We start from the raw sequence: 21991 nt of genomic DNA on the forward strand, positions 1-21991 counted from the left end.
ATTCCCGCATGACGATACGCGCCTGGGTTCGCATGCCTTCCGGCAAGCGCCTTGACCTGCTCAATCCTACCCCTTTCGACTGGGACGACGCCGACCTGGCCCTGGGCCTGGCCCGCACCTACCGCTGGGGCGGGCACTCGGCCTGGCCGCTGCCGCTGTCCGTGGCCCAGCATTCGATCTGCGTGATGCTGCTGCGCCGCGCCGCTTCCCCAACGCCGCTGGCGCCCGTGGTCGAATTGCGCGAACTGCTGCACGACGCCGAGGAAGGCTTGCTCGGCTTCGACGCCGTCTCTCCTTTGAAGCCCTTCCTGGGGGAAGGGTTCAAGGAATTGACCCAGCGCCTGGAACAGATGGTCTTCCTGCGCTACGGCCTTCCGGCCTGGAGTCCCACCGAACACGCAAAGCACAAGCAGGCCGACCGCCTGGCGGCCGCCAGCGAAGCCGTGCACGTGGTCGGCTGGAAGGTGGAGGAAGTGCGCAATACCCTGCGTATCCGCGCCGCCGTGCTGGAAGAGGATCCGCTGGCCGAGCGCTACCGCTGCCGGCCCTGGGAGCCCTGGCCGCCGGTGATCGCGGCCGAGCGCTTCCTGATCGAGCTCGATCATTTGAAGCAGCGCATCGAGGCGGGAGAGGGTCATGGCTGACATTGGCCTGGACGCTGCGATCGGGCGCGCCGCCCGCCTGCTCAGGGATGCCGACGCGCTCCTGATCGGCGCCGGCGCCGGCATCGGCGTCGATTCCGGCCTGCCCGACTTCCGCGGCGACCACGGTTTCTGGCGCGCCTACCCGCCGCTGGCGAAGCTCGGCATCCGCTTCGTCGAGATCGCGAATCCGCACAGCTTTGCGCGGCATCCGGAACTGGCCTGGGGTTTTTATGGTCACCGGCTGGCCTTGTACCGGGATACCGTGCCGCACGAAGGTTTTACGATCCTGCGCGAGCTGGGCGCGCGCCGGCTTCATGGCGCCTTCGTCTTCACCAGCAATGTCGACGGCCAGTTCCAGCGCGCAGGTTTCAGCGATGCACAGCTGGTCGAATGCCACGGCTCGATTCACCACCTGCAATGCAGCCGGCCCTGCGGCGATGCCATCTGGCCCGCCGACGCTGTCCAGCCGCGGATCGACCCCGCCGGCTGCCTGATGCGCCCGCCCCTGCCTGCCTGCCCTCGCTGCGGCGCCCTGGCGCGGCCGAACGTGCTGATGTTCAACGACGGCAGTTGGCTGGAGGCGCGCACCGAGGCCCAGTACGGCTGTTTCGATACCTGGCTCAGGCAAGTGGAGAAGCTGGTGGTGATCGAACTCGGCGCCGGCACCAACGTGCCTTCGGTGCGGAGGATGTGCGAAAGCCTGGGCGCACCGCTGATCAGGATCAATCCACGCGAGCCGGAAGTGCCATCGGCGCGCGATATCGGCTTCCCTGCCGGCGCACTGGACACGCTGCGCCGCCTGCGCGATCACTTGCCTCAATGAAAGAATTTTTCACCTTGACCCGCAAGCTGAAATTTTCTTTCACGCAGAAATAACGCGGAGTCCATGGCCATCCAGAACAATTGGCCTTACGAAAATGCTAAGACCTTTCTCAAGATCAGCGCCTAAATCCTTGATTCCTCAGCCTTTATTTTCATATCCACAGGAAATGTGGATAACTGTGTGGACAAGCGCCTCTTGACAAGCCGGGAGCGCAGTATTGGTGCGGGTTTCAACAAATTGCCCGTTCAACAGGCAAATTTTAAGCCTATACAAATCAAGGACTTACACGCGCCTTAGTTTTGTGCAGGATATGGCTATGAGGCAAATTCCTACACGTGTAGGACACGGGGGATAACTCGTTTGGACTAGCCTCATTTCAGCCTTATTTCCATGCGTTTCTTGCCCTGTCTCTCACCAGCATTCTCACCTCGGTCGGCATCGGCTTGCGGCTGTGCGGCGTTTCCGCGTTCACCCAGCTGCATTCCTCGAAATGCTTGAGCATGGCCGGGCTGATGAAACGGGTGCGCTGGGCATACACGTGGCGATCGCCCATCTGCGCCTGCTGCTTGATGAAGAAGCGGTTCGGCAGCACCAGGTGCAGTTGCTCCCTGGCGCGCGTCATCGCCACGTAGAGCAGGCGCCGCTCTTCCTCGATGTCGTCGGCGCTGCCGGTCGCCATGTCGGAGGGGATGCAGCCGTCGATCACGTTCAGCACGTGCACGGCCTTCCACTCCTGCCCCTTGGCCGAATGGATAGTCGACAGGATCAGGTAGTCCTCGTCCAGCAGCGGCGGACCGGCGCGGTCGCTGGTCGCGTCGGGCGGGTCCAGCGTCAGCTCGGTCAGGAAACTCTCGCGCGAGCCGTAGCCGCCGGCCAGTTGCACCAGCTGTTCCAGGTCGGCCGCGCGCACCGGCGCGTCGTCGTACAGGCGTTCCAGGTGCGGCAGGTACCAGTTCTTCACCAGCTCGATGTCCATCGGCCAGCGCAGCCCCGGCGCGCGCAGGGTGCGGAACAGCGCCACGAAGGGCTCCCAGTCGCCTTGCGCGCGCGCCGGCGCCTCGAAGGCTTCCACGGCGGCGGTCGGCTCGGCGGCCTCGCTCACCGCATCCAGCAGGCGCGCCGCGGTGGCCGGGCCGATGCCGGGGATCAGCTGGGCGACGCGGAAGCCGGCCAGGCGCCCGCTCGGGTTCTGGGCAAAGCGCAGCACCGCCAGGATGTCCTTGATATGCGCCGCCTCCAGGAACTTCAGGCCGCCGAACTTCACGAAGGGGATGTTCCGGCGCACCAGTTCCAGCTCCAGCGCCGCGCTGTGGCTGGCGGCGCGGAACAGCACCGCCTGCTGGGTCAGCTTCGTGCCGCTTTCCCTTTGCGCCAGCACCTGGTTGCAGACCCAGCGCGCCTGCTCGGCCTCGTCCGGGATCAGCACCAGCTGCGGCTTTGCCGTCGATGCCTTATCGGTCCACAGCGTCTTCGCATGCCGTTCCAGCGCCGCCGCGATCACCGCGTTCGACGCGTCCAGGATGGGCTGGGTCGAGCGGTAATTGCGATCCAGCGTGATCACGCGCGCCGGCTGCGAGAAAGCCTGCGGAAAATCGAGGATGTTGCGCACCGTCGCGCCGCGGAAGGAATAAATGCTTTGCGCGTCGTCACCGGCCACCATCACGCCCCGCCCGTCCGGCTTCATGCCCTGGATGATGGCGGCCTGCAGGCGGTTGGTGTCCTGATATTCGTCGACCAGCACGTGGTCGAACAGCGCACCCAGCTCCAGCCCCAGCTCCGGGTCGGCCGCCATCTCGGACCAGAACAGCAGCAGGTCGTCGTAATCGAGCACGTTCTGTTCCTGCTTGGCGTCGACATAGGCGCCGAACAGGCGTTTCAGTTCCTCTTCCCACTCGCTGCACCAGGGGAAGGTCGACTGCAGCACCTCGCCGAGGCTGTCGCGGCTGTTCACGACGCGCGAATAGATCGCCAGACAAGTTCCTTTTAACGGAAACCGCTTCTGGCCGCCGGTAAGGCCGATGTCCTGGCGCACCATGCCCATCAGGTCTTCGGAATCGCTGCGGTCGTGGATGGTGAAGGAGGCTTCCAGCCCGATCCGGCCCGCGTACTCGCGCAACAGGCGCGCGCCGATGGCGTGGAAGGTGCCGGCCCAGGGCAGCGCGGCCACGGCCTGCGCGGAGGTGCCGAAGATGCGCTGCAAAACGCCGCCGGCGCGCTGCACCATCTCGTTGGCGGCGCGCCGCGAAAACGTCAATAATAGAATGCGCTGCGGGTCGGCGCCTGACTGGATCAGGCGCGCAACGCGGTGTGCCAGCGTATTGGTCTTGCCCGAACCGGCGCCGGCGACCACCAGCAAGGGCCGCGATCCCGCGGCGCCGACGTCATGCTCGACCGCCGCGCGCTGTTCGGGATTCAGGGACGCATAGGGGTCCGCGAGCGCGGGCTCGGCAAGGCTGGGGTCGGCGGTATCGGGCATGGGACGACAGTTCTGTTGATGACAGAACTGTACATTTATCCAGTAGACTTAAGCAAGCCAAATATGCCGCGAAGGCTTGTACAGATATCCACAAAAACTGTGGACAAGCATGTGGAAAAACACCCCCTTGACATGCCGGAAGCAAGGATTGATGCGGCTTTCAACAAGTTGCCCATTGCACGTGCAGCTTTTGAAGACCACAAAATCAATGGTTTACGAAGTCAAGAGGCGCACAATTCAAATATTTTTGCAAGATGTGCGCAGGAAACTTTTGTGCATAACCATATGCGCCTGGTAAAGGCTCAGGCAGCAATTGCACGGCGGCGTTCCGGCTCGCCCAATACCCGTTCAATTACTGAAGAAGCAATGTCTTGCGAGCGCAGGAATTCGACGGCGGACACGGTGCCGGCGCGTTCTTGCAGCTTGATGCCGGCATTGACGATCTCGCGGCGGTGCAGGTCCTGACGCTGGCTGCTACGAATTTGGTCCATCGGTCCTCCCGATCTGTGATCGCGGCCGCTTGCCGCCAATGCAGTATCGCACACGTGAGCGCGTGCGCCGCCTCCGCGCCGCCCGGCCTAGAATGGTCGCGTCATCCACCACCAGCGAGGCCCCCATGACCACGACTCCCGATCCCGACATGAAACCGGGCGACGAAGCCGAACCGGGCACCCCGGGCGCGGGCGAGGACCTGTGCGAAACCTGCGGCGGCAGCGGCAAGCTCGCCGACGGCAAGCAGTGCCCGGAATGCGAAGGCACGGGCCGCGTCATGCGCGGCATCGGCGGCGGCTAAGTAGCACTCCGCATGGACAGCTCAAGGGGTGTGGCGCGATAATCGCGCCATGAGCAAACCGCCGCACCCATCGCCGGTAGAGCCCGTCTCTCCGCCCCGTCCGCAGTCCCTGACCGATCTTTTTAGCTCCTTCACCTGGCTGGCCCTGCAGGGTTTCGGCGGCGTGCTCGCGGTCGTCCAGCGCGAACTGGTCGAGCGCAAGCGCTGGCTGACGCAGGAAGAATTCATCGAGGACTGGGCCGTCGCCCAGATCATGCCGGGCCCGAATGTGGTCAACCTGTCGCTGATGATAGGCGGCCGCTGGTTCGGCCTGCCCGGCGCCCTGGCCGCACTGGCCGGCCTGCTGGCCCTGCCGCTGGTGCTGGTGCTGGGCCTGGCCGTGCTGCACGACCGTTTCGCCGACAGCCCGCAGGTGGCCGGCGCCCTGCGCGGCATGGCCGCCGTCTCGGCCGGCCTGATCGGCGCCGCCGGCCTGAAACTGGCCGTGGCCCTGAAGCGCAGCCCCTTGCCCATGTCCTGGTGCGTGGCCATCGCCGCCCTCGGCTTCGTGCTGGTCGCACTGCTGAAGTGTCCGCTGCTCTATGTATTGGCCGGCCTCGGCGGGCTCGGCTGCATCCTCACCTGGCGCAGGCTCAAGGCATGAGCGCGGCGCCCGAGACCCTGCACCTGACCCTGGCCTGGTCCGACTGGCTGAACCTGTTCGGCCACTTCCTGCTGCTGTCGATGATGTCGATCGGCGGCGCAATCTCGACCTCCTCCGAGATGCACCGCTTCCTGGTCGAGCAGCATGCCTGGCTGACCCAGGACCAGTTCAACGCCGCCATCGCCCTGGCCCAGGCCGCGCCCGGGCCGAACGTGCTGTTCGTCGCCCTGATGGGCTGGCACGTGGGCTTGAACGCCGGCAGCCTGGGCGCCGCCCTGTTCGGGGTGCTGGTCACCATGGTCGGCATCATGACGCCCTCCACCATCATCACCTACGCGGCCGCGCGCTGGGGCCACCGCAACCGCGAGCTGCGCGCCGTGCGCGCCTTCAAGCAAGGCATGGCGCCGGTGGTGATCGCCCTGCTGCTGTCGACCGCCTGGATCCTCGGCAGCTCGGTCGGCGCCGCCGGCTGGCGCCTGCCGCTGCTGGCGGTGGCGGCCGGGGCGGTGATCTGGCGTACGCGGCTGCATCTGTTGTGGGTACTCGCGGCCGGCGCCCTGCTCGGCGCTTTCGGGCTGGTGTAAAGCGCCCATGGCGGCGTTGCACCGTCTCGGCGTACTAGCGTACTGTCTTCGACGGTGCGCCTTGCCCTGGGCGCTTTACATCAGCCCGGGCTTCGTGTGATTGCCCCGTGCACGGCGAGCGCGCAGCAGGCATACTTGCGTTATTGCTCACCTGAAGAGGAAGAAAATGACCGAGCTTGCCCAATTAAATATGCTCAGCGAACACGCCTGCTTCGGCGGCGTGCAGCGCTTCTACCAGCACGCCTCGAGCGCGATCGGGTTGCCGATGCGCTTTTCCGTCTACCTGCCGCCCGGCGCCGAAGGCAAACGGCTGCCGGTGCTGTTCTACCTGGCCGGTCTGACCTGCACCGAAGAGACCTTCATGATCAAGGCCGGCGCCCAGCGGGTCGCCGCCGAGCTGGGCATCATCCTGGTCGCGCCCGACACCAGCCCGCGCGGCGCCGGTGTCCCCGGCGAGACGGACAACTGGGACTTCGGCGCCGGCGCCGGCTTCTATCTCGACGCCACCGCCGAGCCATGGTCGCGCCACTACCGCATGGAGAGCTATATCCTCGAGCTGCGCGAACTGGCGCTGGCCACCCTCCCCGCCGATCCGCAGCGGGTCGGCATCTTCGGCCACTCGATGGGCGGGCACGGCGCGCTGACCCTGGCGCTGCGCCACCCGGACCTGTTCCGCTCGGTCTCGGCCTTCGCGCCGATCGCCGCACCGACCCGCTGCCCCTGGGGCCAGAAGGCATTCGGCGGCTACCTCGGCGCAGAACAGTCCGCCTGGCGCGCCCACGACGCTACCGAACTGATCAAGGATGCGGGCCGCGCCGTCTTCCCGGACGGCATCCTGGTCGACCAAGGCCTGGCCGACAAGTTCCTCGCCGAGCAGCTGTACCCGGAAGCCCTCGAGGAAGCCTGCCGCGCCGCCGGCCAGCCGCTCGAACTGCGCCGCCACGCCGGCTACGACCACGGCTATTACTTCATTTCGACCTTCGTCGAAGACCACCTGCGCTTCCACAGCCGCAATCTCGGCTGAGCCGGCGAATTCCCGCGAAGTGCCCGCCGGCTGGCGGGCATCAATATTGCCTGCACCCCGCTTGAAAACGGTTCTCGTACGCCCTATAAAAAGAGTGGCGGCATGCTTTGCATCGCCCGCCATGTAATTCATCCATTACAAAGGGAGGTCTCATCATGAACCTGATCAGGAGAGGCAACAGCCCGCTATCCACCCTGCGCGGCGGCCCCATGGACGACCAGTTCGGCCGTATGGTCGAGAGCATGTTCCAGGATTTCCTCGCACCCCTGGCCCAGGGCGGCCGCTGGACCGACGATGGCCTGGCCATGCCGCGTCTCGACCTCAGCGAGACCGAGAAAACCTTCGAAGTGCAAGCCGAGCTGCCGGGCGTCAAGAAGGACGACGTCAAGGTCTCGATCGACGGCCAGCGCGTCACGATCGAGGGGGAATGTCAGCAGGCAAACGAACAGCGTGAGGGCGAACAGGTAGTGTATTCTGAACGTTCGACGCGCAGGTACCAGCGCAGCTTCACGCTGCCGTCCGAGGTCGACGACGCCGGCGCCGAGGCCAGGCTCGAAAACGGGATCCTGATGCTGACGCTGCCCAAGAAGCAGGGTGGCGCGGCCAAGCGTCTGACCATCCAGTAGCGAGGGCACGACCAGGCATGGCAGAGTTTCGCCGCTTCAAGGACCGCACCCAGGCCGGCAAATTGCTGGCCCGGGACTTGCGTGAGTACGCGGGCCGCGCGGACGCCATCGTGCTGGCGCTGCCGCGCGGCGGTGTGCCCGTTGCGTTCGCCATCGCACAGCGGCTCGCCATCGAACTCGATATCCTCCTCGTCAGAAAGCTGGGTTTGCCGAATCACGAGGAATACGCCATGGGCGCGGTCGGCAGCGGCGGCGTGCGGGTGCTGCAGGCGGGCGTGCCCGGCCTGATGGGCGTCACGGCCGAGCAGGTCGAGGCGGTCACGCAGCGCGAGCTGGGGGAGCTGCAGCGGCGCGAGCGGGCCTACCGCGGCGCGCGCGAACCGCTGAGCCTGCTTGGGCGCACTGCGATCCTGGTCGACGACGGTGTCGCCACCGGCTCGACCATGCTGGCGGCGATCCGCGTGGCGCGCGGCCTCGGCCCGGGGAAGCTGGTGCTAGCGGTGCCGGTGGCGCCGCCGCAGACACTGGCCCTGCTCGAGCCGGAGGTCGACCATCTGGTGTGCCTGTCGGCGCCGCCCCTGTTCCGCTCCGTGGGCCAGTGGTACGACGCCTTCGACCAGACCAGCGACGAGGAAGTGCAGGATCTGCTGGCCGACGCCTGGCATGCGCGGACGGCCGAACGACAACAACCACATGGAGGACCGAATCATGCAACGACTGCCGACGACAAGCACGACGACGACGGACACCGGGCTTGAACTTGCCAAATGGCTGGGCGGCGCCGCCGCCGGCGCCCTGTTGATGTACATGCTCGACCCCGACCGCGGCGGCGCACGCCGCGCCCAGTCGGCCGCCGCCGTGCGCAACGCCGGCTCGCGCACTTCCAGCGCCCTCGGCAATGTCTGGCGTGGCGCCGGCAGCCGCATGGGCGCTGCCGCCGACGATGCCATCGAAGCCGCGAAGCCGGACGGCAGCATCGGCTCGGCGATCTCGAGCGCACTGTCGACCGCCAGGGACGCGATGAGCCGCGCCGCCAGCGCCGCCAGCGATATGGCCGAGGATGCGATCTCGAAGGCAAAGAGCAGCGCCGACGACCTGCAGGACAGCGACACCTATTCGAACGCCCGCAGCAGCGTCAGCAAGGCCGTGAGCCGCGCCGCCGACAGCGCCGTCGACTTCTACGACGACACCCGCAAGAGCGCCGGCCGCCTCGGCAAGCGCATGGCGGAGGAAGTACGCGGCGACAGCGAAGGCGCCTGGGGCCCGACGATGCGCAATACCGCGCTGGTGGGCGGCGGCCTGCTGGCCCTGCTGGGCATCATGCGCCGTTCGCCGATGAGCGCCGTACTCGGCCTGGCCGGCGCCGCCCTGCTGGCGCGCGGGGCCGCCAACCAGCCGCTGCGCACCCTGGCGGGCCGCGGCGCAGCCGGTCTCGGCATGGGCAAGGACCTGGCGCGCAACCTGAGCATGGACCAGACCATCGACTTCGAGAAGACCATCCACATCGAGGCGTCGCCGGACGTGGTCTACGAACAGTTCGCGAATTACGAGAACTTCCCGCGCTACATGTCCCACGTAACGGAAGTGCGCGACCTCGGCCACCGCCGATCGCACTGGAGCGTGAAGGGCCCGGGCGGCTCCAGATTCGAATGGAATTCCGTGCTGACCGAGCAGAGCCGCCCGCACCGCCTGGCATGGCGCAGCGAAGCCGGCGCCGAAATCCCGAACAGCGGCTCGATCCAGTTCGAACGCCACCGCGGCGGCACCCTGGTCACCGTGCGCATGGCCTATACGCCGCCGGCCGGCGCCCTCGGCCATGGCCTGGCCCTGCTGCTCGGCTCCGATCCGAAGTCCAAGATGGACGAGGACCTGGCGCGCATGCGGTCCTTCATCGAGCGCGGCTCGCTGCCGCGCGAGGCCGCCCAGTCCAGCTGGACCAGCCGCTTCCTGCATTGAGGCAAGCCAGCCCATCATGGCGAACCTCGATCCCCTTGACGCCATTCGCGCGGCCGCCGTCCCCCTGAACGGCGGCCCGCGCGACTACGACGCACTGCTGGACCTGGTCGGCGACGCCCGCTTCGTGCTGCTGGGCGAAGCCACCCACGGCACCCACGAGTTCTACGAGGAGCGCGCGCGGATCACCCAGAGGCTGATCGAGGAGAAGGGCTTCCACGCCGTGGCCGTCGAGGCCGACTGGCCGGATGCCTACCGCGTCAACCGCTACGTCCGCGGGCAGGGAGAGGATGGCGACGCCAACGCCGCCCTCTCCGGCTTCGAGCGCTTCCCGAACTGGATGTGGCGGAATACGGACGTTTCCGCCTTCGTCGAATGGCTGCGCGAGCGCAACCGGAAGCAGGCCGATGGCAAGCAGGTCGGCTTCTACGGTCTCGACCTGTACAGCCTGTTCACCTCGCTGCGCGAAGTGCTGGCCTACCTCGACAAGGTCGATCCGCAGGCGGCCAGGGTGGCGCGCGAACGCTATGCCTGCTTCGACCACTATTATGAAGACAGCCAGCACTACGGCTATTCGGCCAACATGAATTTGTCCGCCTCCTGCGAGGAAGGCGTGATCGAGCAGCTGAACCAGCTGCAGCAGCGCGCCTACGAGTACTCGCAAAAGGACGGCAGCGCCGACGCCTTCTTCCACGCCCAGCAGAACGCGCGCCTGGTCAAGAATGCCGAGGAATACTACCGGACCATGTTCCGCGGCCGCGTCTCGTCCTGGAACCTGCGCGACAGCCACATGGCCGAGACACTGGATGCCCTGGCCCAGCACCTCTCAAAGGATGGCGAGCCGGCCAGGATCGTGGTCTGGGAACACAACTCCCACATCGGCGACGCCCGCGCCACCGAGGTCGGCGAACTGGGCGAGTGGAACGTCGGCGAACTGGCGCGCAAGGCCTACGACGGCCAGACCCGCCTGATCGGCTTTTCGACTTATGAAGGCTATGTGACGGCAGCCTCGGAATGGGACGGCCCTGCCGAGCACAAGCAGGTGCGTCCCGGCATGCCGGGCAGCTACGAGGAACTGCTGCACAACACCGGCATCGAGCGCTTCCTGCTCCCGCTGCGCGGGGATAACCCCGCCCGCGAAGCCCTGATGCAGCGCCGCCTGGAACGGGCGATCGGCGTCATCTATCTACCGCGCACCGAGCGCCAGAGCCATTATTTTTCGGCGCAGATGGCGGTGCAGTTCGACGCCGTGATCCACATCGACCGCACCACGGCAGTCACGCCCCTCGATGCGGGCGGCGGCTGGCATTCGGAGGAGCCGCCGGAGACCTACCCCGGCGGATTGTAATAAAACCTTGGTCTTGACGGCCTGCTTTGGTTTACGATTGTGTTGTTCTGTTCTGGCAATAACCTAAACAACACATGAGTAAATACACGTTGAACGTCAACGGCAAGGCGCAGCCGGTCGACGTCGAAGCCGATACGCCCCTGCTGTGGGCCCTGCGCGACACCATGGGCCTGGTCGGCACCAAGTACGGCTGCGGCGTGGGCGCTTGCGGCGCCTGCACCGTTCACGTGGACGGCCAGCCGGCGCGCGCCTGCCAGTTGTCTGTGTCCAGCATCGGCAAGCGCAAGATCACCACCATCGAGGGACTCGACGCCAAAGCCGCGCACCCGCTGCAGCAAGCCTGGCAGGAACTCGACGTGCCCCAGTGCGGCTACTGCCAGTCCGGCCAGATCATGAGCGCCTGCGCCCTGCTCAAGCAGCATCCGCGCCCGACCGAGGCCCAGATCGACGATGCCATGGCCGGCAACCTGTGCCGCTGCGCCACCTATGTCCGCATCCGCGCCGGCATCCAGCGCGCCGCCGATATCGCATCGAGCGCGTCCGCCGCCTCGACCGGAAAGGGCAAGAAATGAGCGCCCGCCACGACGATCTGAAATCCGCGCCGGTCTCGAATGCGCGCCGCAGCTTCCTGCGCCAGTCCGCGGCCGGGGGCTCGCTGCTGGCGCTCGGCGTCTTCGGCAATGGCGCGATCGCCGCCCTCGCCCAGGGCCAGGCCGGCGCAGGCGCCAATGCGGCGGCTGCCGAATTCTCGCCCAACGTCTTCATCCGCATCGCCCAGGACGGCACGGTGACCCTGGTGTCCAAGCAGCCGGAAATCGGCCAGGGCATCAAGACCTCGCTGCCGATGGTGATCGCGGAAGAGCTCGAAGTCGACTGGAAGGACGTGCGCGTGGTCCAGGGCGACCTGAACCCGGCCTATGGTTCGCAGGGCGCCGGCGGTTCGACCTCGACGCCTACCAATTACGAGAACTTCCACCGCCTGGGCGCCACCGCGCGCACCATACTGGTCCAGGCGGCCAGCCAGGCCTGGGGCGTGCCGGCCGCCGAATGCCGCGCCGAACGCGGCGCCGTGCTGCACGATGCCAGCCGCCGCCGTCTCGGCTACGGCGAACTGGTGAAGGCGGCATCAAGGCTCCCGGTGCCGGACGCGAAAGGCGTGAAACTGAAGGATCCGGCCGCCTATAAACTGCTCGGCACCCGCGTCGGGGGCGTCGACAACGACAAGGTCGTCTCCGGCAAGCCGCTGTTCGGCATCGACGTCCAGTTGCCCGGCATGCTCTACGCCGTGTACGTCAAGTGCCCGGTGCTGGGCGGGCGCCCGGTCTCGGCCAACCTGGACGCGATCAAGGCCATGCCGGGCGTGAAGGACGCCTTCATCGTCGAGGGCACCGACAACCTGAACGGCCTGCGTCCGGGCGTGGCGATCGTCGCGAACAGTACCTGGAACGCGATCCGCGCACGCAAGAAGCTGGTGGTGCAGTGGGACGAAGGCGAAGGCGCGCACCACAGCTGGTCGGGCTTCCTGGCCCAGGCCCAGGCTGCAGCCAAGCAGCCTGGCGTGGCCACGATGCGCCGCGACGGCGACATCGAGACCGCGCTGTCGGGCGCCGCCCGCACCGTGGAGGCGGCCTACGTCTACCCCTTCATCTCGCACGCCAGCATGGAGCCGCAGAACTGCACGGCGTCGATCGATCCGAAGGACGGCAGCGTGGAACTGTGGGTGCCGACCCAGAACCCGGGCGCCGGCCAGGCGCTGGTGGCCAGCACCTTCAACCTCCCGAAAGAAAAGATCACGCTGCACATCACGCGCAGCGGCGGCGGCTTTGGGCGCCGGCTGTCGTCGGACTTCATCGTCGATGCGGTCGCCATCGCGCAGAAGGTCAAGGCGCCGGTCAAGCTGACCTGGATGCGCGAAGACGACCTGCAGCACGACCACTTCCGCGCCGGCGGTTTCCACTTCCTGCGCGGCGGCGTCGACGAGCAGGGCAAGCTGGTGGCCTGGCACAACCACTTCGTCACCTTCGCCAACCGCGTCGAACAGAAGGAAAGCGACGGCAGCACCGGCAGCGTGCTGCGGCCGGGCAGCGGCGGCAACCTGTCGGGCGACGAATTCCCCGGCCGCTGGGCGCCGAACTGCCTGCTCGAGCAGACCCCGCTCGAATGCCGCATCCCGATGGGACCGTGGCGCGCGCCGGGTTCGAACGTGTTCGCCTGGGTCTTCCACAGCTTCATCGACGAACTGGCGCATGCCGCCGGCCGCGATCCGATCGAATTCCGCCTCGAGATCCTGGGCGACAAGGACATGGTGGCCGGCACCGGCGAGCGCGGCGTGCCCTACAACGTGGCGCGCATGCGCAATGTGCTCAAGGCCGTGGCCGAGAAGTCCGGCTGGGGCAAGCGCAAGTTCGCGCGCGGCCAGGGCGCCGGCGTGGCCTTCCACTTCAGCCACCGCGGCTATGTGGCGGAGGTGGCCGAGGTCACGGTGTCGAAGGAAGGCCAGCTGAAGGTGGACCGCGTGGTGGTCGTGACCGACATCGGCGCCCAGATCGTCAACCTGTCCGGCGCCGAGAACCAGGTGCAGGGTTCGGTGATCGATGGCCTGTCCACGCTGATGTACCCGGCGCTGAACATCGAGAAGGGCCGCATCGTGCAGAGCAACTTCCACGATTACCCGATGCTGCGCATGCCGGACACGCCATCGAGGATCGAGACCCACTTCCTGAAGACCGACTATCCGGTCACGGGCCTGGGCGAGCCGGTGTTCCCGCCGCTGGCGCCGGCCGTCTGCAACGCGATCTTCGCGGCCACCGGCAAGCGGGTGCGCGAGCTGCCGCTGTCCAGGGCGGATCTCAGCTGGAGCTGAGCATGGAGTTCGCCTGGACCTGAACGCCCTGCTCCGCCAGGCCGTCGCCCTGCACCAGCAGGGCCGGCTGGAGCAGGCGCGCGCCCTCTACGGGCAGGTACTGGAGCGCGACCCGCAGCAGTTCGACGCCCTGCACCTGAGCGGGGTGATCGAACGCCAGCTCGGCGATCCCGCGCTCGCGGTGGACCTGATCCGCGCCGCGCTCCTGGTCGATCCACAGCAGGCCCGCGCCCATGCCAACCTGGGCGCGGCGCTGAACGACCTCGGCCAGCATGCTGCGGCGCTGGACAGCATCGATGCCGCATTGCGCCTCGACCCGCGCTATGCGCTCGCCTGGAACAACCGCGGCAACACCCTGCGCCGCCTTGGACGCCAGCCCGAGGCGCTGGACAGCTACGAGCGCGCGCTGGCCCTGCAAGCCGGCTATCCTGAAGCCTGGTGCCACCGCGCGATTGTCTTGAACGATCTGGGCCGCCATGCCGATGGCGCCGCCAGCGCCGAGCAGGCCCTGGCGATGCGCGCCGGCTATGCGGACGCCCTGCAGGCGCTGGGGAATGCCCTGCAGGCGCTGGAGCGGCACCCGGAAGCGGTGGCGGCCTACGACCGCACCCTGGCCGCCGCGCCGGCGGCCAGGCAGGCCGAGATCTGGTGCGCGCGCGGCGCCGCCCTCAAGAAGTCCGGCATGCTGGAACAATCCCTGGACAGCTACGAACAGGCGCTCCAGCTGCGCCCCGATTATGCAATGGCCGAGCACTACCGCGCCAACGTCCTGCGCGCGCTGGACCGCCGCGAGGACGCGCTGCATTCTTACCGCCGCGCGCGCGAACTGGGCGCCGACCCGGCCGGCATCGCCTTCGCGCTGGCGGCATTGGGCGACGGCGCGCTGCCCTCCTCGGCGCCCGCGGATTACGTCAAGGGCCTGTTCGACCAGTACGCCAGCCATTTCGACCGCCACCTGGTCGGGGTGCTGGATTACCGCACGCCGGCGCTGTTAACGGCCATGCTGCACGATCGCCTGGGACCGCAACCGGCTCTGGCATCGGCGCTGGACCTGGGCTGCGGCACCGGCCTGTGCGCGCCGCTGCTGCGGCCGATGGCGCGGCATCTCGCCGGGGTCGATCTGTCGGAGAAGATGCTGGAAAAGGCCCGCACGACCGGCCTGTATGACGAACTGGCCTGCGCCGACATCGTGAGCTGGCTGGCAGGCCGGCGGGCGGAATGGGAGCTGGTGCTGGCCGCCGACGTGCTGGTGTATTTCGGCGAGCTAGCGCCGCTGTTCGAGCGCGTGGCGCAGGCGCTGCGGCCGGGTGGCTGGTTTGCGTTTTCGGTGGAGTCGCTCGCGCCGGATCGGGATGCCGTCGCCGGCTATGCGATCACGGCTTCGAACCGCTTTGCGCACGCGCCGGCCTATGTGCGCGCCTGCGCGGCGGCTGGTTTCGATGTGGTGGAAACGCGTGATGCCGTGCTGCGCAAGGAGCACGGCGCCGACGTGGCCGGCATGTTATACCTGCTGCGCGTGAAGTCGACGTGATGCCGGCTTCCGCGTGGGCACGGGGTGCCCACCCTACCGTCCATTGACGCGCCACCTACCCGGTCACGCAACCGACAACGCCGTCATCCCCACCTCACCCAGACGCACCGGCACCGCCCCACGCGCCACCATGCGGTCCATCGCCCGCCTGCCATCACCCGCTTCGGCATCCACGGCACGCATCGCCTCGGGCACGATGATGGCGTCGAAACCCTCTTCCAGCGCATCGGTGACGGTGTTCAGCACGCAGTAATCGGTGGCCAGGCCGCACACCGTCACCCGTCCGACGCCGCGCGCCCGCAGCTCGCCCGCCAGGTTGGTGCCATTGAAGGCCGAATAGGCGTCCTGCGCCGCGGTGTCGGCCTTGGAGACGACGATGGCGTCGTCCGGCAGCGCCAGTTCGGCGGTGAACTCGGCGCCCGGCGTGCCGGCCACGCAGTGCGGCGGCCACGGCCCGCCCTGGGCCGCGAAGGAGCAGTGATTCTCCGGATGCCAGTCGCGCGAGGCGACGATGGGCAGGCCCTGCTCGCGGAACAGCTCGATAAGGTGGTTGATCGGCGCGACGACCTCGTGCCCGGCGTCGACGCCGAGGGCGCCGCCGGGGAGGAAGTCGACCTGCATGTCGATGATGAGCAGGGCGTCGCTGGGTTCGAGATGGATGGCGCTCATGCAGTTCTCCGCTCTATCGTCATTCCCGCGAAAGCGGGAATAGTGCCCCCAGCACTATTCCCTCCATGCTGAAGTAAAGAAATCACGTCCTTCAAAATTACCATACCGTATCCGACCGTACAACTTCGGGTGCTCGGTATGGGCTCCCGCTTTCGCGGGAGCGACGTATCGATTAATGCCGATGCGCCGGATCCGGATCCAGCGCCCCATGCCGCTCCAGGATCGCCTCCGCGCGCTGCGCCAGGCCGTCGTCAAGCGCGTTCACGACGATCATGCAGTCGCGCACGTCGTCCTGCGCCGTGGGCGCGTAGGTGTGCGTGTAGGCGGTCTTGCCTTTCACGTCCGGGTTGTCGCCCACGGTGAAATTGCCCTGCACGGCGCCGGTTTCATAAATGAGCATATCGATTTTCACGTCGTCGGCCGAAACGCCGGCCGCCAGCAGCTCCTGGCGCGCCTGTTCGGCGGATGACAGCTGCTTGAAAGTGCGAACGATGGGGTTTTGCATGGTTTCCTCCAACAATGATCCTTCAGGCCCACCGTACCAGAAACGTCCGCGGCGCGGCGCTCGCGCATGCGCCGGTTTCCCGTCCGGATTGCCCGGCAGTTACATATGTGTCCCGTGCGTCATGAATTTTTAAAACTAGTACAATCAGGAAACACTCTACGGTGTAACGCCAAATTTCCTGCAATATCAGATAGTTACGGAGACAGACCAGAATGCATATCTCGGCCAGGATCGCCAACTCCCGCCCCCTCGCTACCACCGCCATGCATGGCCGCGTGGAGAGCCTGCGCGCGGAAGGTGTGCCGGTCATCGATTTCTCGATCGCGATCTCGCACTTCCCGGCGCCGCGCCCGGTGCTGGACGCGGTCGCCGCCGCGGTCGAACGCGAGCGCACCATGCCTTATACCAGCGTGGTCGGCGCCCTCGATGTGCGCAGCCGCCTTGCCGACAAGCTGTCGAAGGAAAACGGCATCGCCGCCACCGCCGACGAGATCATCGTCACCAACGGCGCCAAGCAGGCGCTGTACGAAGCGCTGTACACCATCACCAACCCCGGCGACAGCGTCCTGATCTTCAAGCCGCACTGGCCGGCCTACGTCGCCACCTCGCAGCTGCTGGGCCTGCGCCCCATCCTCGCGGAACTGCCCGACGCCTTCACGCCACAGTTCCTGGAAAGCCTGGAAACCCCCAGGGTCGTGATCATCAATAACCCGCACAACCCGACCGGCAAGGTGTACACTCGCGGCGAACTGGAACACATTCGTGCCTGGGTGGAACGTATTGGAGCAAAGGTGATCGTCGACGAAAGTTACGAGCACCTGATCTTCGATGGCGCACACACCAGCCTGGCGGCCTTGTGCGACTGGCGGAAGATCGGCGTCATCACCATCTTCTCGGCTTCGCAGAGCTACGCCATGATGGGCTGGCGGGTCGGCTTCGCGCTGGCCCCCGCCGAAGTGGTCAACGCGATGCAGACGCTGCAGGGTCCGATCACGGCCGCCGCGCCCCACCTGTCGCAGGTGGCGGCCGACGTCGCCTTCGCCACCGGCGCGCCCCACGAGATGATGGCGGAATACCGCCAGCGGCGCGATCTGGCGGTGAAGCTGTTTGCCGAGGTCCCCTGGATAGAGATGCACGCGCCGGCTTCCGGACCGTACCTGTGGGGGGACGTGCGCAGCCTGACGATGGACACCGTCGGCTTCGCAGAGCGGCTGATCGAAGAACAGAAAGTGGCCATCATGCCCGGCGACGCGCTGGGTGTACCGGGCTTTATCCGCCTGGGCTACATTTCCGACGACGTGGCGACGCTGCGCGACGGCATCCGCAGGATCATAGAATTTGGTGATGCCTACAAGGCAGTGTAAAGAGAACAATGACATCTGGGTTGGGCCGTGGTAAAGGCCGATTTCGGCTGAACAGTTTGCGCAGCCGCTTGATGCTGCTGGTTGCGCTGGCGATGATGCCGCTCGCAGTGATGACGATCCTGTCGGGCATCCGCGAGCGCGAGCACGCCATCAAGGCGTCCGAGGAAAACCTGCGCCGCCTGACCGGCATGGCGGCGGCCAACGAAGCCCAGTCGATCGAAGGCGCACGCCAGATCCTGGTCGACCTGGCCAGCGTGCCCGACCTGATGGGCGATACCGCCAAGTGCACCTCGCTGCTGTCGGATGTCCTCGACCGCAACGAGGGCTTCGTCAACTTCGGCCTGATCCAGCTGAACGGCGACGTCACCTGCTCCGCCGTGCCCCTGCTCCATCCCGTGAACCTGGGCGACCGCAGCCACTTCCGCCGCGCGATTTCCGAACGCCGCTTCATCGCCGGCGACTACGTGTTCGGGCGCGTCATCAAGAAGCACACGATCAACCTCACCTACCCGGTCATCGACCGCAGCGGCAAGGTGCTGGCCGTGGTGTTCGCCGCGATGGACCTGGAAGGCCTCGACACCTTCATCAACGACATCAACCTGCCGCCGGGCTCCGTGCTGGCCACCGCCGACGCGCGCGGCAGCATCATCTCGCGCCGCCCCGACCCGGAGCGCTATTTCGGCACGCGTCTCTCGCCGGCCACGCTGGAAGCCCAGGCCACCGCCGGCCAGCGCGCCGTCACCATCCGCGGCGAGGACGGCGTCGAGCGCCTGCACACCTTCGCCCGCGTCGGCGCGCCGGCCCTGACCGACTACACCGTCACCATCGGCATCCCGACCGAGACCATCACCTCGGCCGCGCGCCACGACCAGCTGATGTCGCTGCTGGGCCTGGCCGCCACCACCATGCTGGCCCTGCTCGCGGCCTGGCTGGTCGGCGACGTGCTGATCGTGCAGCGCGTGCGCAAGCTGATGGGCACCGCCGAGCGCATCGCCGCCGGCGACCTCGACGCCCGCTCCGGCATCGACTACGCCCACGAGGAGATCGGCAACCTGGCCCAGGCGCTGGACCGGATGGCCGCCTCGCTGCAGAAGAAGGAGTCGGCGCGCTCGCTGGCCGAGCGCGAGCTGCGCGCCGCCGACCAGAGGAAAGACGAATTCCTGGCGATGCTGGCGCACGAGCTGCGCAACCCGCTGGCGCCGATCAGCACCGGGGCGCACTTATTGAAGCTGCTGCACTCGGATAACGCCCAGATCACCCAGACCTGCTCGATCATCGTGCGCCAGGTGGACCACATGACCAGCCTGGTCGACGACCTGCTGGACGTCTCGCGCGTGACGCGCGGCCTGGTCTCGCTGTCGACGCAAGTGCTGGACATGAAGCGCGTGGTCGACGACGCCGCCGAGCAGATCCGCCCCTTGATCACGGCGCGGCGCCACCGCCTGGTGGTCGAACTGCCGCCCAGCCCGGCCCACGTCAAGGGCGACCACAAGCGCCTGGTGCAGGTGGTCGCCAACCTGCTGAACAACTCGACCAAGTACACGCCGGAAGGCGGCACCCTACGCGTGCGCCTGGAAGCCGAGGGCGAGGCTGAGCTTGGCTATTATGTGCTGACGGTGCTCGACGACGGCATCGGCATGGAACCCGCGCTGGTGGACCGCGTGTTCGACCTGTTCACCCAGGCCGAGCGCACCCCGGACCGCTCGCAGGGCGGCCTCGGCCTGGGCCTGGCGCTGGTCAAGAGCCTGGTCGAGCTGCACGGCGGCACCGTGCAGGCGGCCAGCGCGGGCCTGGGCAAGGGCTCGACCTTCACGGTGCGCCTGCCGCGCTACACCCAGGACGTGGTGCTGGCGCCGCAGCCCTCCGGCGAAGCGCTGCCCGAGGGCGCGGTGCCGCTGCGCATTCTGCTGGTGGACGACAATGTCGACGCCGTCCACACCCTGCAGCTGTTCCTGCATTCGGCCGGCCACGAGGTCGAGGTCGCGTACTGCGCCGGCGACGCGCTGGAGCTGGCCAGGGCCATGGCCCCGGACGTCTGCCTGCTCGACATCGGCCTGCCCGACTTCGACGGCAACGAACTGGCGCGCCGCCTGCGCGTGCTGCCCCAGGCCGCGGGCAGCACCCTGATCGCGATGACCGGCTACGGCCGCCAGCAGGACCGCGATGCCTCGATGGCGGCCGGCTTCGATCACTACCTGGTCAAGCCGGTCAATACGACCCAGCTGTCCGATATCCTGGCGGCCGCGGCCGAGGCCAAGATAAAGGGTTGAGGCGGCCGAAAAGATATTCAAGTTGTAACGGCGATTGCCAGTTCGATGGCTTTGTAGCAAGTTAGCGGCACAATAACTTCTACGAGGCCTCCGATGAAACCCGCAACCGCCGCCGCCGGCGCCTTACCGCTCCTCGCCCTGGTGCTGGCCGCCTGCAGCACCTCCAATCCGCCCCAGCAGGAGATCACGGTCGAGAAGAACGTGGTCGCCGATGCGAGCTCGCCGCGGGCGCCGGTCATGGTGGCGCCGCCCGCGCCGGCAGCGCCGTCCTCGGTGACGGTGACCGGTTCCTCCATTGCGCAGGCCTACCGCCGCACCGCCCCGGCGCCGATGATGTACGCCCCGCCACCGCCCTATATCCCGCCAGGCATCGCCATCGTCGTGCCCCAGGGTGCGGACAAGTTCCCGGACAAGGAAGCCAACAAGACGGTGCTGGTGAGCGAGCAGCCGGTCTCCACCTTCAGCGCCGACGTCGACACCGCCTCCTATGCCTTCGTGCGCCGCGCCCTGTCCGACGGCCGCCTGCCGGCACCGGATGCGGTGCGCGTCGAAGAGATGGTGAATTACTTCCCCTACCACTACGCCGGCCCGCGCAGCGCTTCGGAGCCGTTCTCGGTGAGCACCGAGGTGCTGCCGAATCCGTGGAAGGCCGGCACCCAATTGGTCCATATCGCCATACGCGGTTACGATAATAAGACTGTAATGAGCAAGACCGCGGCGCGGCCGCGCGCCAACGTGGTGCTGCTGGTCGACGTTTCAGGCTCGATGATGCCGCCCGACCGCCTGCCCCTGCTGAAACAGGGCTTCCGCCTGTTCGCCCAGCAGCTGCGCGACGAAGACACCGTCGCCATCGTCAGCTATGCGGACGGCACCCGTGTGGTGCTGGAACCGACCCAGGGCAAGGACAAGGGCAGGATCCTCGATGCGATCGACTCGCTGCGCGGCGGCGGCGGCACCGCGGGCGGCGCCGGCCTGCAGCGCGCCTATGAAATGGCCGAGCGCCACTTCGATGCGAAAGCGGTGAACCGTGTGATCCTGGCCACCGACGGCGATTTCAACCTCGGCATGACCGACCCGAAGCAGCTCGAACGCTTCATCGTGGACAAGCGCAAGAGCGGCGTCTACCTGTCGATCTTCGGTGTCGGCACCGGCAACCTGAACGACGCCCTGATGCAGCGCCTGGCCCAGTCGGGCAACGGCAATGCCGCCTACATCGACTCGCTGCTGGAAGCGCGCAAGGCGCTGGGCGAGGAGCTGGGCTCGACCATGTTCCCGATCGCAAACGACGTCAAGATCCAGGTCGAATTCAATCCCGAGCAAGTGGCGGCCTACCGCCTGGTCGGCTACGAAACCCGCATGCTGCAGCGCCAGGATTTCAAGGACGACAAGGTCGACGCCGGCGACATGGGTGCCGGTCACACCGTCACCGCGATCTACGAGATCACGCCGGCCGCTGATGCCGGTAAGCTGGCCGATTCTCTCCGCTACGGCAAGAAGGAGAAGGCGAAAGCCAGCGGCAAGCATGGCGACGAGCTGTGCTTCGTGAAGCTGCGCTACAAGCTGCCGGGCAAATCGACCAGCCGCGAGATCGCGCACCCGGTGCATGCGGCGGCGGCCCGCAGGAGCCTGGATGCGGCGCCAGCCGACCAGCGCTTCGCCATCGCCGTGGCCGCCTTCGGCCAGCGCCTGCGCGGCGAGCCGCAGCTGGCGGATTACGGCTACGACCGCATCGCCGAGTTGGCCAACACGGCGCGCAGCGACGATCCGGAAGGCTACCGCGCCGAGTTCGTGAAGCTGGTGCGCATGGCCGAGACCCTGGGCCAGACCGGGACCGCGGGCCAGCCCTGAGACCGCCACGGGCTAGCGGGCCACGCT

The 21991-nt window shown here is 67.2% G+C and carries 20 protein-coding genes; 16 read left to right on the top strand and 4 right to left on the bottom strand.

The genetic code is table 11. The annotated features are described in order from the left end of the window. Window positions 1–8 precede the first annotated feature (8 nt). Together LQV39_RS05440 and LQV39_RS05445 are read left to right on the top strand one after the other, a co-directional pair. A complete protein-coding gene (locus tag LQV39_RS05440) occupies window positions 9–644 on the top strand; it encodes a phosphohydrolase (RefSeq protein WP_230020992.1) in 636 nt (211 codons plus the stop codon). After that, complete coding sequence (locus LQV39_RS05445) at window positions 637–1467, top strand: Sir2 family NAD-dependent protein deacetylase (RefSeq protein WP_230020993.1); 831 nt, start codon at window positions 637–639, stop codon at window positions 1465–1467. Before LQV39_RS05440 ends, LQV39_RS05445 begins: the two co-directional genes overlap by 8 nt. A gap of 382 nt (window positions 1468–1849) precedes the next feature. Here LQV39_RS05445 and LQV39_RS05450 read toward each other — a convergent pair whose 3' ends face one another. Together LQV39_RS05450 and LQV39_RS05455 are read right to left on the bottom strand one after the other, a co-directional pair. After that, window positions 1850–3943, bottom strand: coding sequence for an ATP-dependent helicase (locus LQV39_RS05450; protein ID WP_230020994.1), 2094 nt, complete (start codon window positions 3941–3943; stop codon window positions 1850–1852). Window positions 3944–4245: 302 nt separating this feature from the next. Continuing rightward, the gene (locus tag LQV39_RS05455) at window positions 4246–4434 is read right to left on the bottom strand and encodes a hypothetical protein (RefSeq protein WP_230020995.1); all 189 of its coding nucleotides are present in this window, start codon (window positions 4432–4434) and stop codon (window positions 4246–4248) included. 125 nt (window positions 4435–4559) lie between these two features. On the opposite strand from LQV39_RS05455, the gene LQV39_RS05460 reads away from it, so the two are divergent. The 11 genes from LQV39_RS05460 to LQV39_RS05515 all read left to right on the top strand — a co-directional run bounded on the left by LQV39_RS05460 (window position 4560) and on the right by LQV39_RS05515 (window position 15308). After that, the gene (locus LQV39_RS05460; RefSeq protein WP_230020996.1) at window positions 4560–4736 is read left to right on the top strand and encodes a hypothetical protein; all 177 of its coding nucleotides are present in this window, start codon (window positions 4560–4562) and stop codon (window positions 4734–4736) included. 49 nt (window positions 4737–4785) lie between these two features. Further along, the gene (locus LQV39_RS05465) at window positions 4786–5379 is read left to right on the top strand and encodes a chromate transporter (protein ID WP_230020998.1); all 594 of its coding nucleotides are present in this window, start codon (window positions 4786–4788) and stop codon (window positions 5377–5379) included. Next, entirely contained in the window at window positions 5376–5963 is a 588-nt protein-coding gene (locus LQV39_RS05470) for a chromate transporter (RefSeq protein ID WP_230021001.1), read from the top strand. Before LQV39_RS05465 ends, LQV39_RS05470 begins: the two co-directional genes overlap by 4 nt. 166 nt (window positions 5964–6129) lie before the next feature. Then, window positions 6130–6987: an S-formylglutathione hydrolase gene (fghA, locus tag LQV39_RS05475; protein WP_230021002.1), complete on the top strand. Its 858-nt coding sequence runs from the start codon at window positions 6130–6132 to the stop codon at window positions 6985–6987. Window positions 6988–7142: 155 nt separating this feature from the next. Next, entirely contained in the window at window positions 7143–7613 is a 471-nt protein-coding gene (locus LQV39_RS05480) for an Hsp20/alpha crystallin family protein (protein ID WP_230021003.1), read from the top strand. Window positions 7614–7630: 17 nt separating this feature from the next. Beyond that, complete coding sequence (locus LQV39_RS05485; protein ID WP_230021004.1) at window positions 7631–8371, top strand: phosphoribosyltransferase; 741 nt, start codon at window positions 7631–7633, stop codon at window positions 8369–8371. Further along, a complete protein-coding gene (locus tag LQV39_RS05490; RefSeq protein WP_230021005.1) occupies window positions 8322–9569 on the top strand; it encodes an SRPBCC family protein in 1248 nt (415 codons plus the stop codon). The genes LQV39_RS05485 and LQV39_RS05490 overlap by 50 nt, the downstream gene beginning before the upstream one ends. A 16-nt stretch (window positions 9570–9585) precedes the next feature. Next, window positions 9586–10914, top strand: a complete 1329-nt coding sequence (locus LQV39_RS05495) for an erythromycin esterase family protein (RefSeq protein WP_230021006.1) — start codon at window positions 9586–9588, stop codon at window positions 10912–10914. 74 nt (window positions 10915–10988) lie between these two features. Continuing rightward, a complete protein-coding gene (locus LQV39_RS05500; RefSeq protein ID WP_230021007.1) occupies window positions 10989–11486 on the top strand; it encodes a (2Fe-2S)-binding protein in 498 nt (165 codons plus the stop codon). After that, a complete protein-coding gene (locus LQV39_RS05505) occupies window positions 11483–13777 on the top strand; it encodes a molybdopterin cofactor-binding domain-containing protein (RefSeq protein WP_230021008.1) in 2295 nt (764 codons plus the stop codon). Before LQV39_RS05500 ends, LQV39_RS05505 begins: the two co-directional genes overlap by 4 nt. A gap of 49 nt (window positions 13778–13826) precedes the next feature. Next, the gene (locus LQV39_RS05515; RefSeq protein ID WP_374199411.1) at window positions 13827–15308 is read left to right on the top strand and encodes a tetratricopeptide repeat protein; all 1482 of its coding nucleotides are present in this window, start codon (window positions 13827–13829) and stop codon (window positions 15306–15308) included. Window positions 15309–15371: 63 nt separating this feature from the next. Here the strand turns inward: LQV39_RS05515 and LQV39_RS05520 are convergent, their stop codons facing one another. After that, window positions 15372–15977: an isochorismatase family protein gene (locus LQV39_RS05520; RefSeq protein ID WP_230021013.1), complete on the bottom strand. Its 606-nt coding sequence runs from the start codon at window positions 15975–15977 to the stop codon at window positions 15372–15374. A 172-nt stretch (window positions 15978–16149) separates the two neighbouring features. After that, on the bottom strand, window positions 16150–16482 hold the full coding sequence (locus LQV39_RS05525) for a hypothetical protein (RefSeq protein WP_230021015.1): 333 nt from the start codon (window positions 16480–16482) through the stop codon (window positions 16150–16152). Between the two features lie 212 nt (window positions 16483–16694). Here LQV39_RS05525 and LQV39_RS05530 point away from each other — a divergent pair, with 212 nt between their 5' ends. The 3 genes from LQV39_RS05530 (at window position 16695) to LQV39_RS05540 (ending at window position 21964) form a co-directional block, all read left to right on the top strand. Further along, window positions 16695–17846, top strand: a complete 1152-nt coding sequence (locus LQV39_RS05530; protein ID WP_230021016.1) for a pyridoxal phosphate-dependent aminotransferase — start codon at window positions 16695–16697, stop codon at window positions 17844–17846. Between the two features lie 71 nt (window positions 17847–17917). Continuing rightward, window positions 17918–20116, top strand: a complete 2199-nt coding sequence (locus tag LQV39_RS05535; protein WP_230021017.1) for an ATP-binding protein — start codon at window positions 17918–17920, stop codon at window positions 20114–20116. A 93-nt stretch (window positions 20117–20209) separates the two neighbouring features. Then, window positions 20210–21964 (top strand): VWA domain-containing protein, encoded by a 1755-nt coding sequence (locus tag LQV39_RS05540; protein WP_230021018.1) that lies wholly within the window; start codon window positions 20210–20212, stop codon window positions 21962–21964. The last annotated feature ends 27 nt before the right edge of the window (window positions 21965–21991 follow it).

This window comes from Massilia sp. Bi118 (assembly GCF_918697865.1).
In the GTDB taxonomy this organism is placed as follows: Bacteria; Pseudomonadota; Gammaproteobacteria; order Burkholderiales; family Burkholderiaceae_D; genus Telluria.

Bases quoted from the DNA above. Each gene is read 5' to 3' on its own strand.
- LQV39_RS05440 (WP_230020992.1), top strand. From the start codon at position 9: ATGACGATACGCGCCTGGGTTCGCATGCCTTCCGGCAAGCGCCTTGAC.
- LQV39_RS05445 (WP_230020993.1), top strand. From the start codon at position 637: ATGGCTGACATTGGCCTGGACGCTGCGATCGGGCGCGCCGCCCGCCTG.
- LQV39_RS05450 (WP_230020994.1), bottom strand. From the start codon at position 3,943: ATGCCCGATACCGCCGACCCCAGCCTTGCCGAGCCCGCGCTCGCGGAC.
- LQV39_RS05455 (WP_230020995.1), bottom strand. From the start codon at position 4,434: ATGGACCAAATTCGTAGCAGCCAGCGTCAGGACCTGCACCGCCGCGAG.
- LQV39_RS05460 (WP_230020996.1), top strand. From the start codon at position 4,560: ATGACCACGACTCCCGATCCCGACATGAAACCGGGCGACGAAGCCGAA.
- LQV39_RS05465 (WP_230020998.1), top strand. From the start codon at position 4,786: ATGAGCAAACCGCCGCACCCATCGCCGGTAGAGCCCGTCTCTCCGCCC.
- LQV39_RS05470 (WP_230021001.1), top strand. From the start codon at position 5,376: ATGAGCGCGGCGCCCGAGACCCTGCACCTGACCCTGGCCTGGTCCGAC.
- fghA (WP_230021002.1), top strand. From the start codon at position 6,130: ATGACCGAGCTTGCCCAATTAAATATGCTCAGCGAACACGCCTGCTTC.
- LQV39_RS05480 (WP_230021003.1), top strand. From the start codon at position 7,143: ATGAACCTGATCAGGAGAGGCAACAGCCCGCTATCCACCCTGCGCGGC.
- LQV39_RS05485 (WP_230021004.1), top strand. From the start codon at position 7,631: ATGGCAGAGTTTCGCCGCTTCAAGGACCGCACCCAGGCCGGCAAATTG.
- LQV39_RS05490 (WP_230021005.1), top strand. From the start codon at position 8,322: ATGCAACGACTGCCGACGACAAGCACGACGACGACGGACACCGGGCTT.
- LQV39_RS05495 (WP_230021006.1), top strand. From the start codon at position 9,586: ATGGCGAACCTCGATCCCCTTGACGCCATTCGCGCGGCCGCCGTCCCC.
- LQV39_RS05500 (WP_230021007.1), top strand. From the start codon at position 10,989: ATGAGTAAATACACGTTGAACGTCAACGGCAAGGCGCAGCCGGTCGAC.
- LQV39_RS05505 (WP_230021008.1), top strand. From the start codon at position 11,483: ATGAGCGCCCGCCACGACGATCTGAAATCCGCGCCGGTCTCGAATGCG.
- LQV39_RS05520 (WP_230021013.1), bottom strand. From the start codon at position 15,977: ATGAGCGCCATCCATCTCGAACCCAGCGACGCCCTGCTCATCATCGAC.
- LQV39_RS05525 (WP_230021015.1), bottom strand. From the start codon at position 16,482: ATGCAAAACCCCATCGTTCGCACTTTCAAGCAGCTGTCATCCGCCGAA.
- LQV39_RS05530 (WP_230021016.1), top strand. From the start codon at position 16,695: ATGCATATCTCGGCCAGGATCGCCAACTCCCGCCCCCTCGCTACCACC.
- LQV39_RS05535 (WP_230021017.1), top strand. From the start codon at position 17,918: ATGCTGCTGGTTGCGCTGGCGATGATGCCGCTCGCAGTGATGACGATC.
- LQV39_RS05540 (WP_230021018.1), top strand. From the start codon at position 20,210: ATGAAACCCGCAACCGCCGCCGCCGGCGCCTTACCGCTCCTCGCCCTG.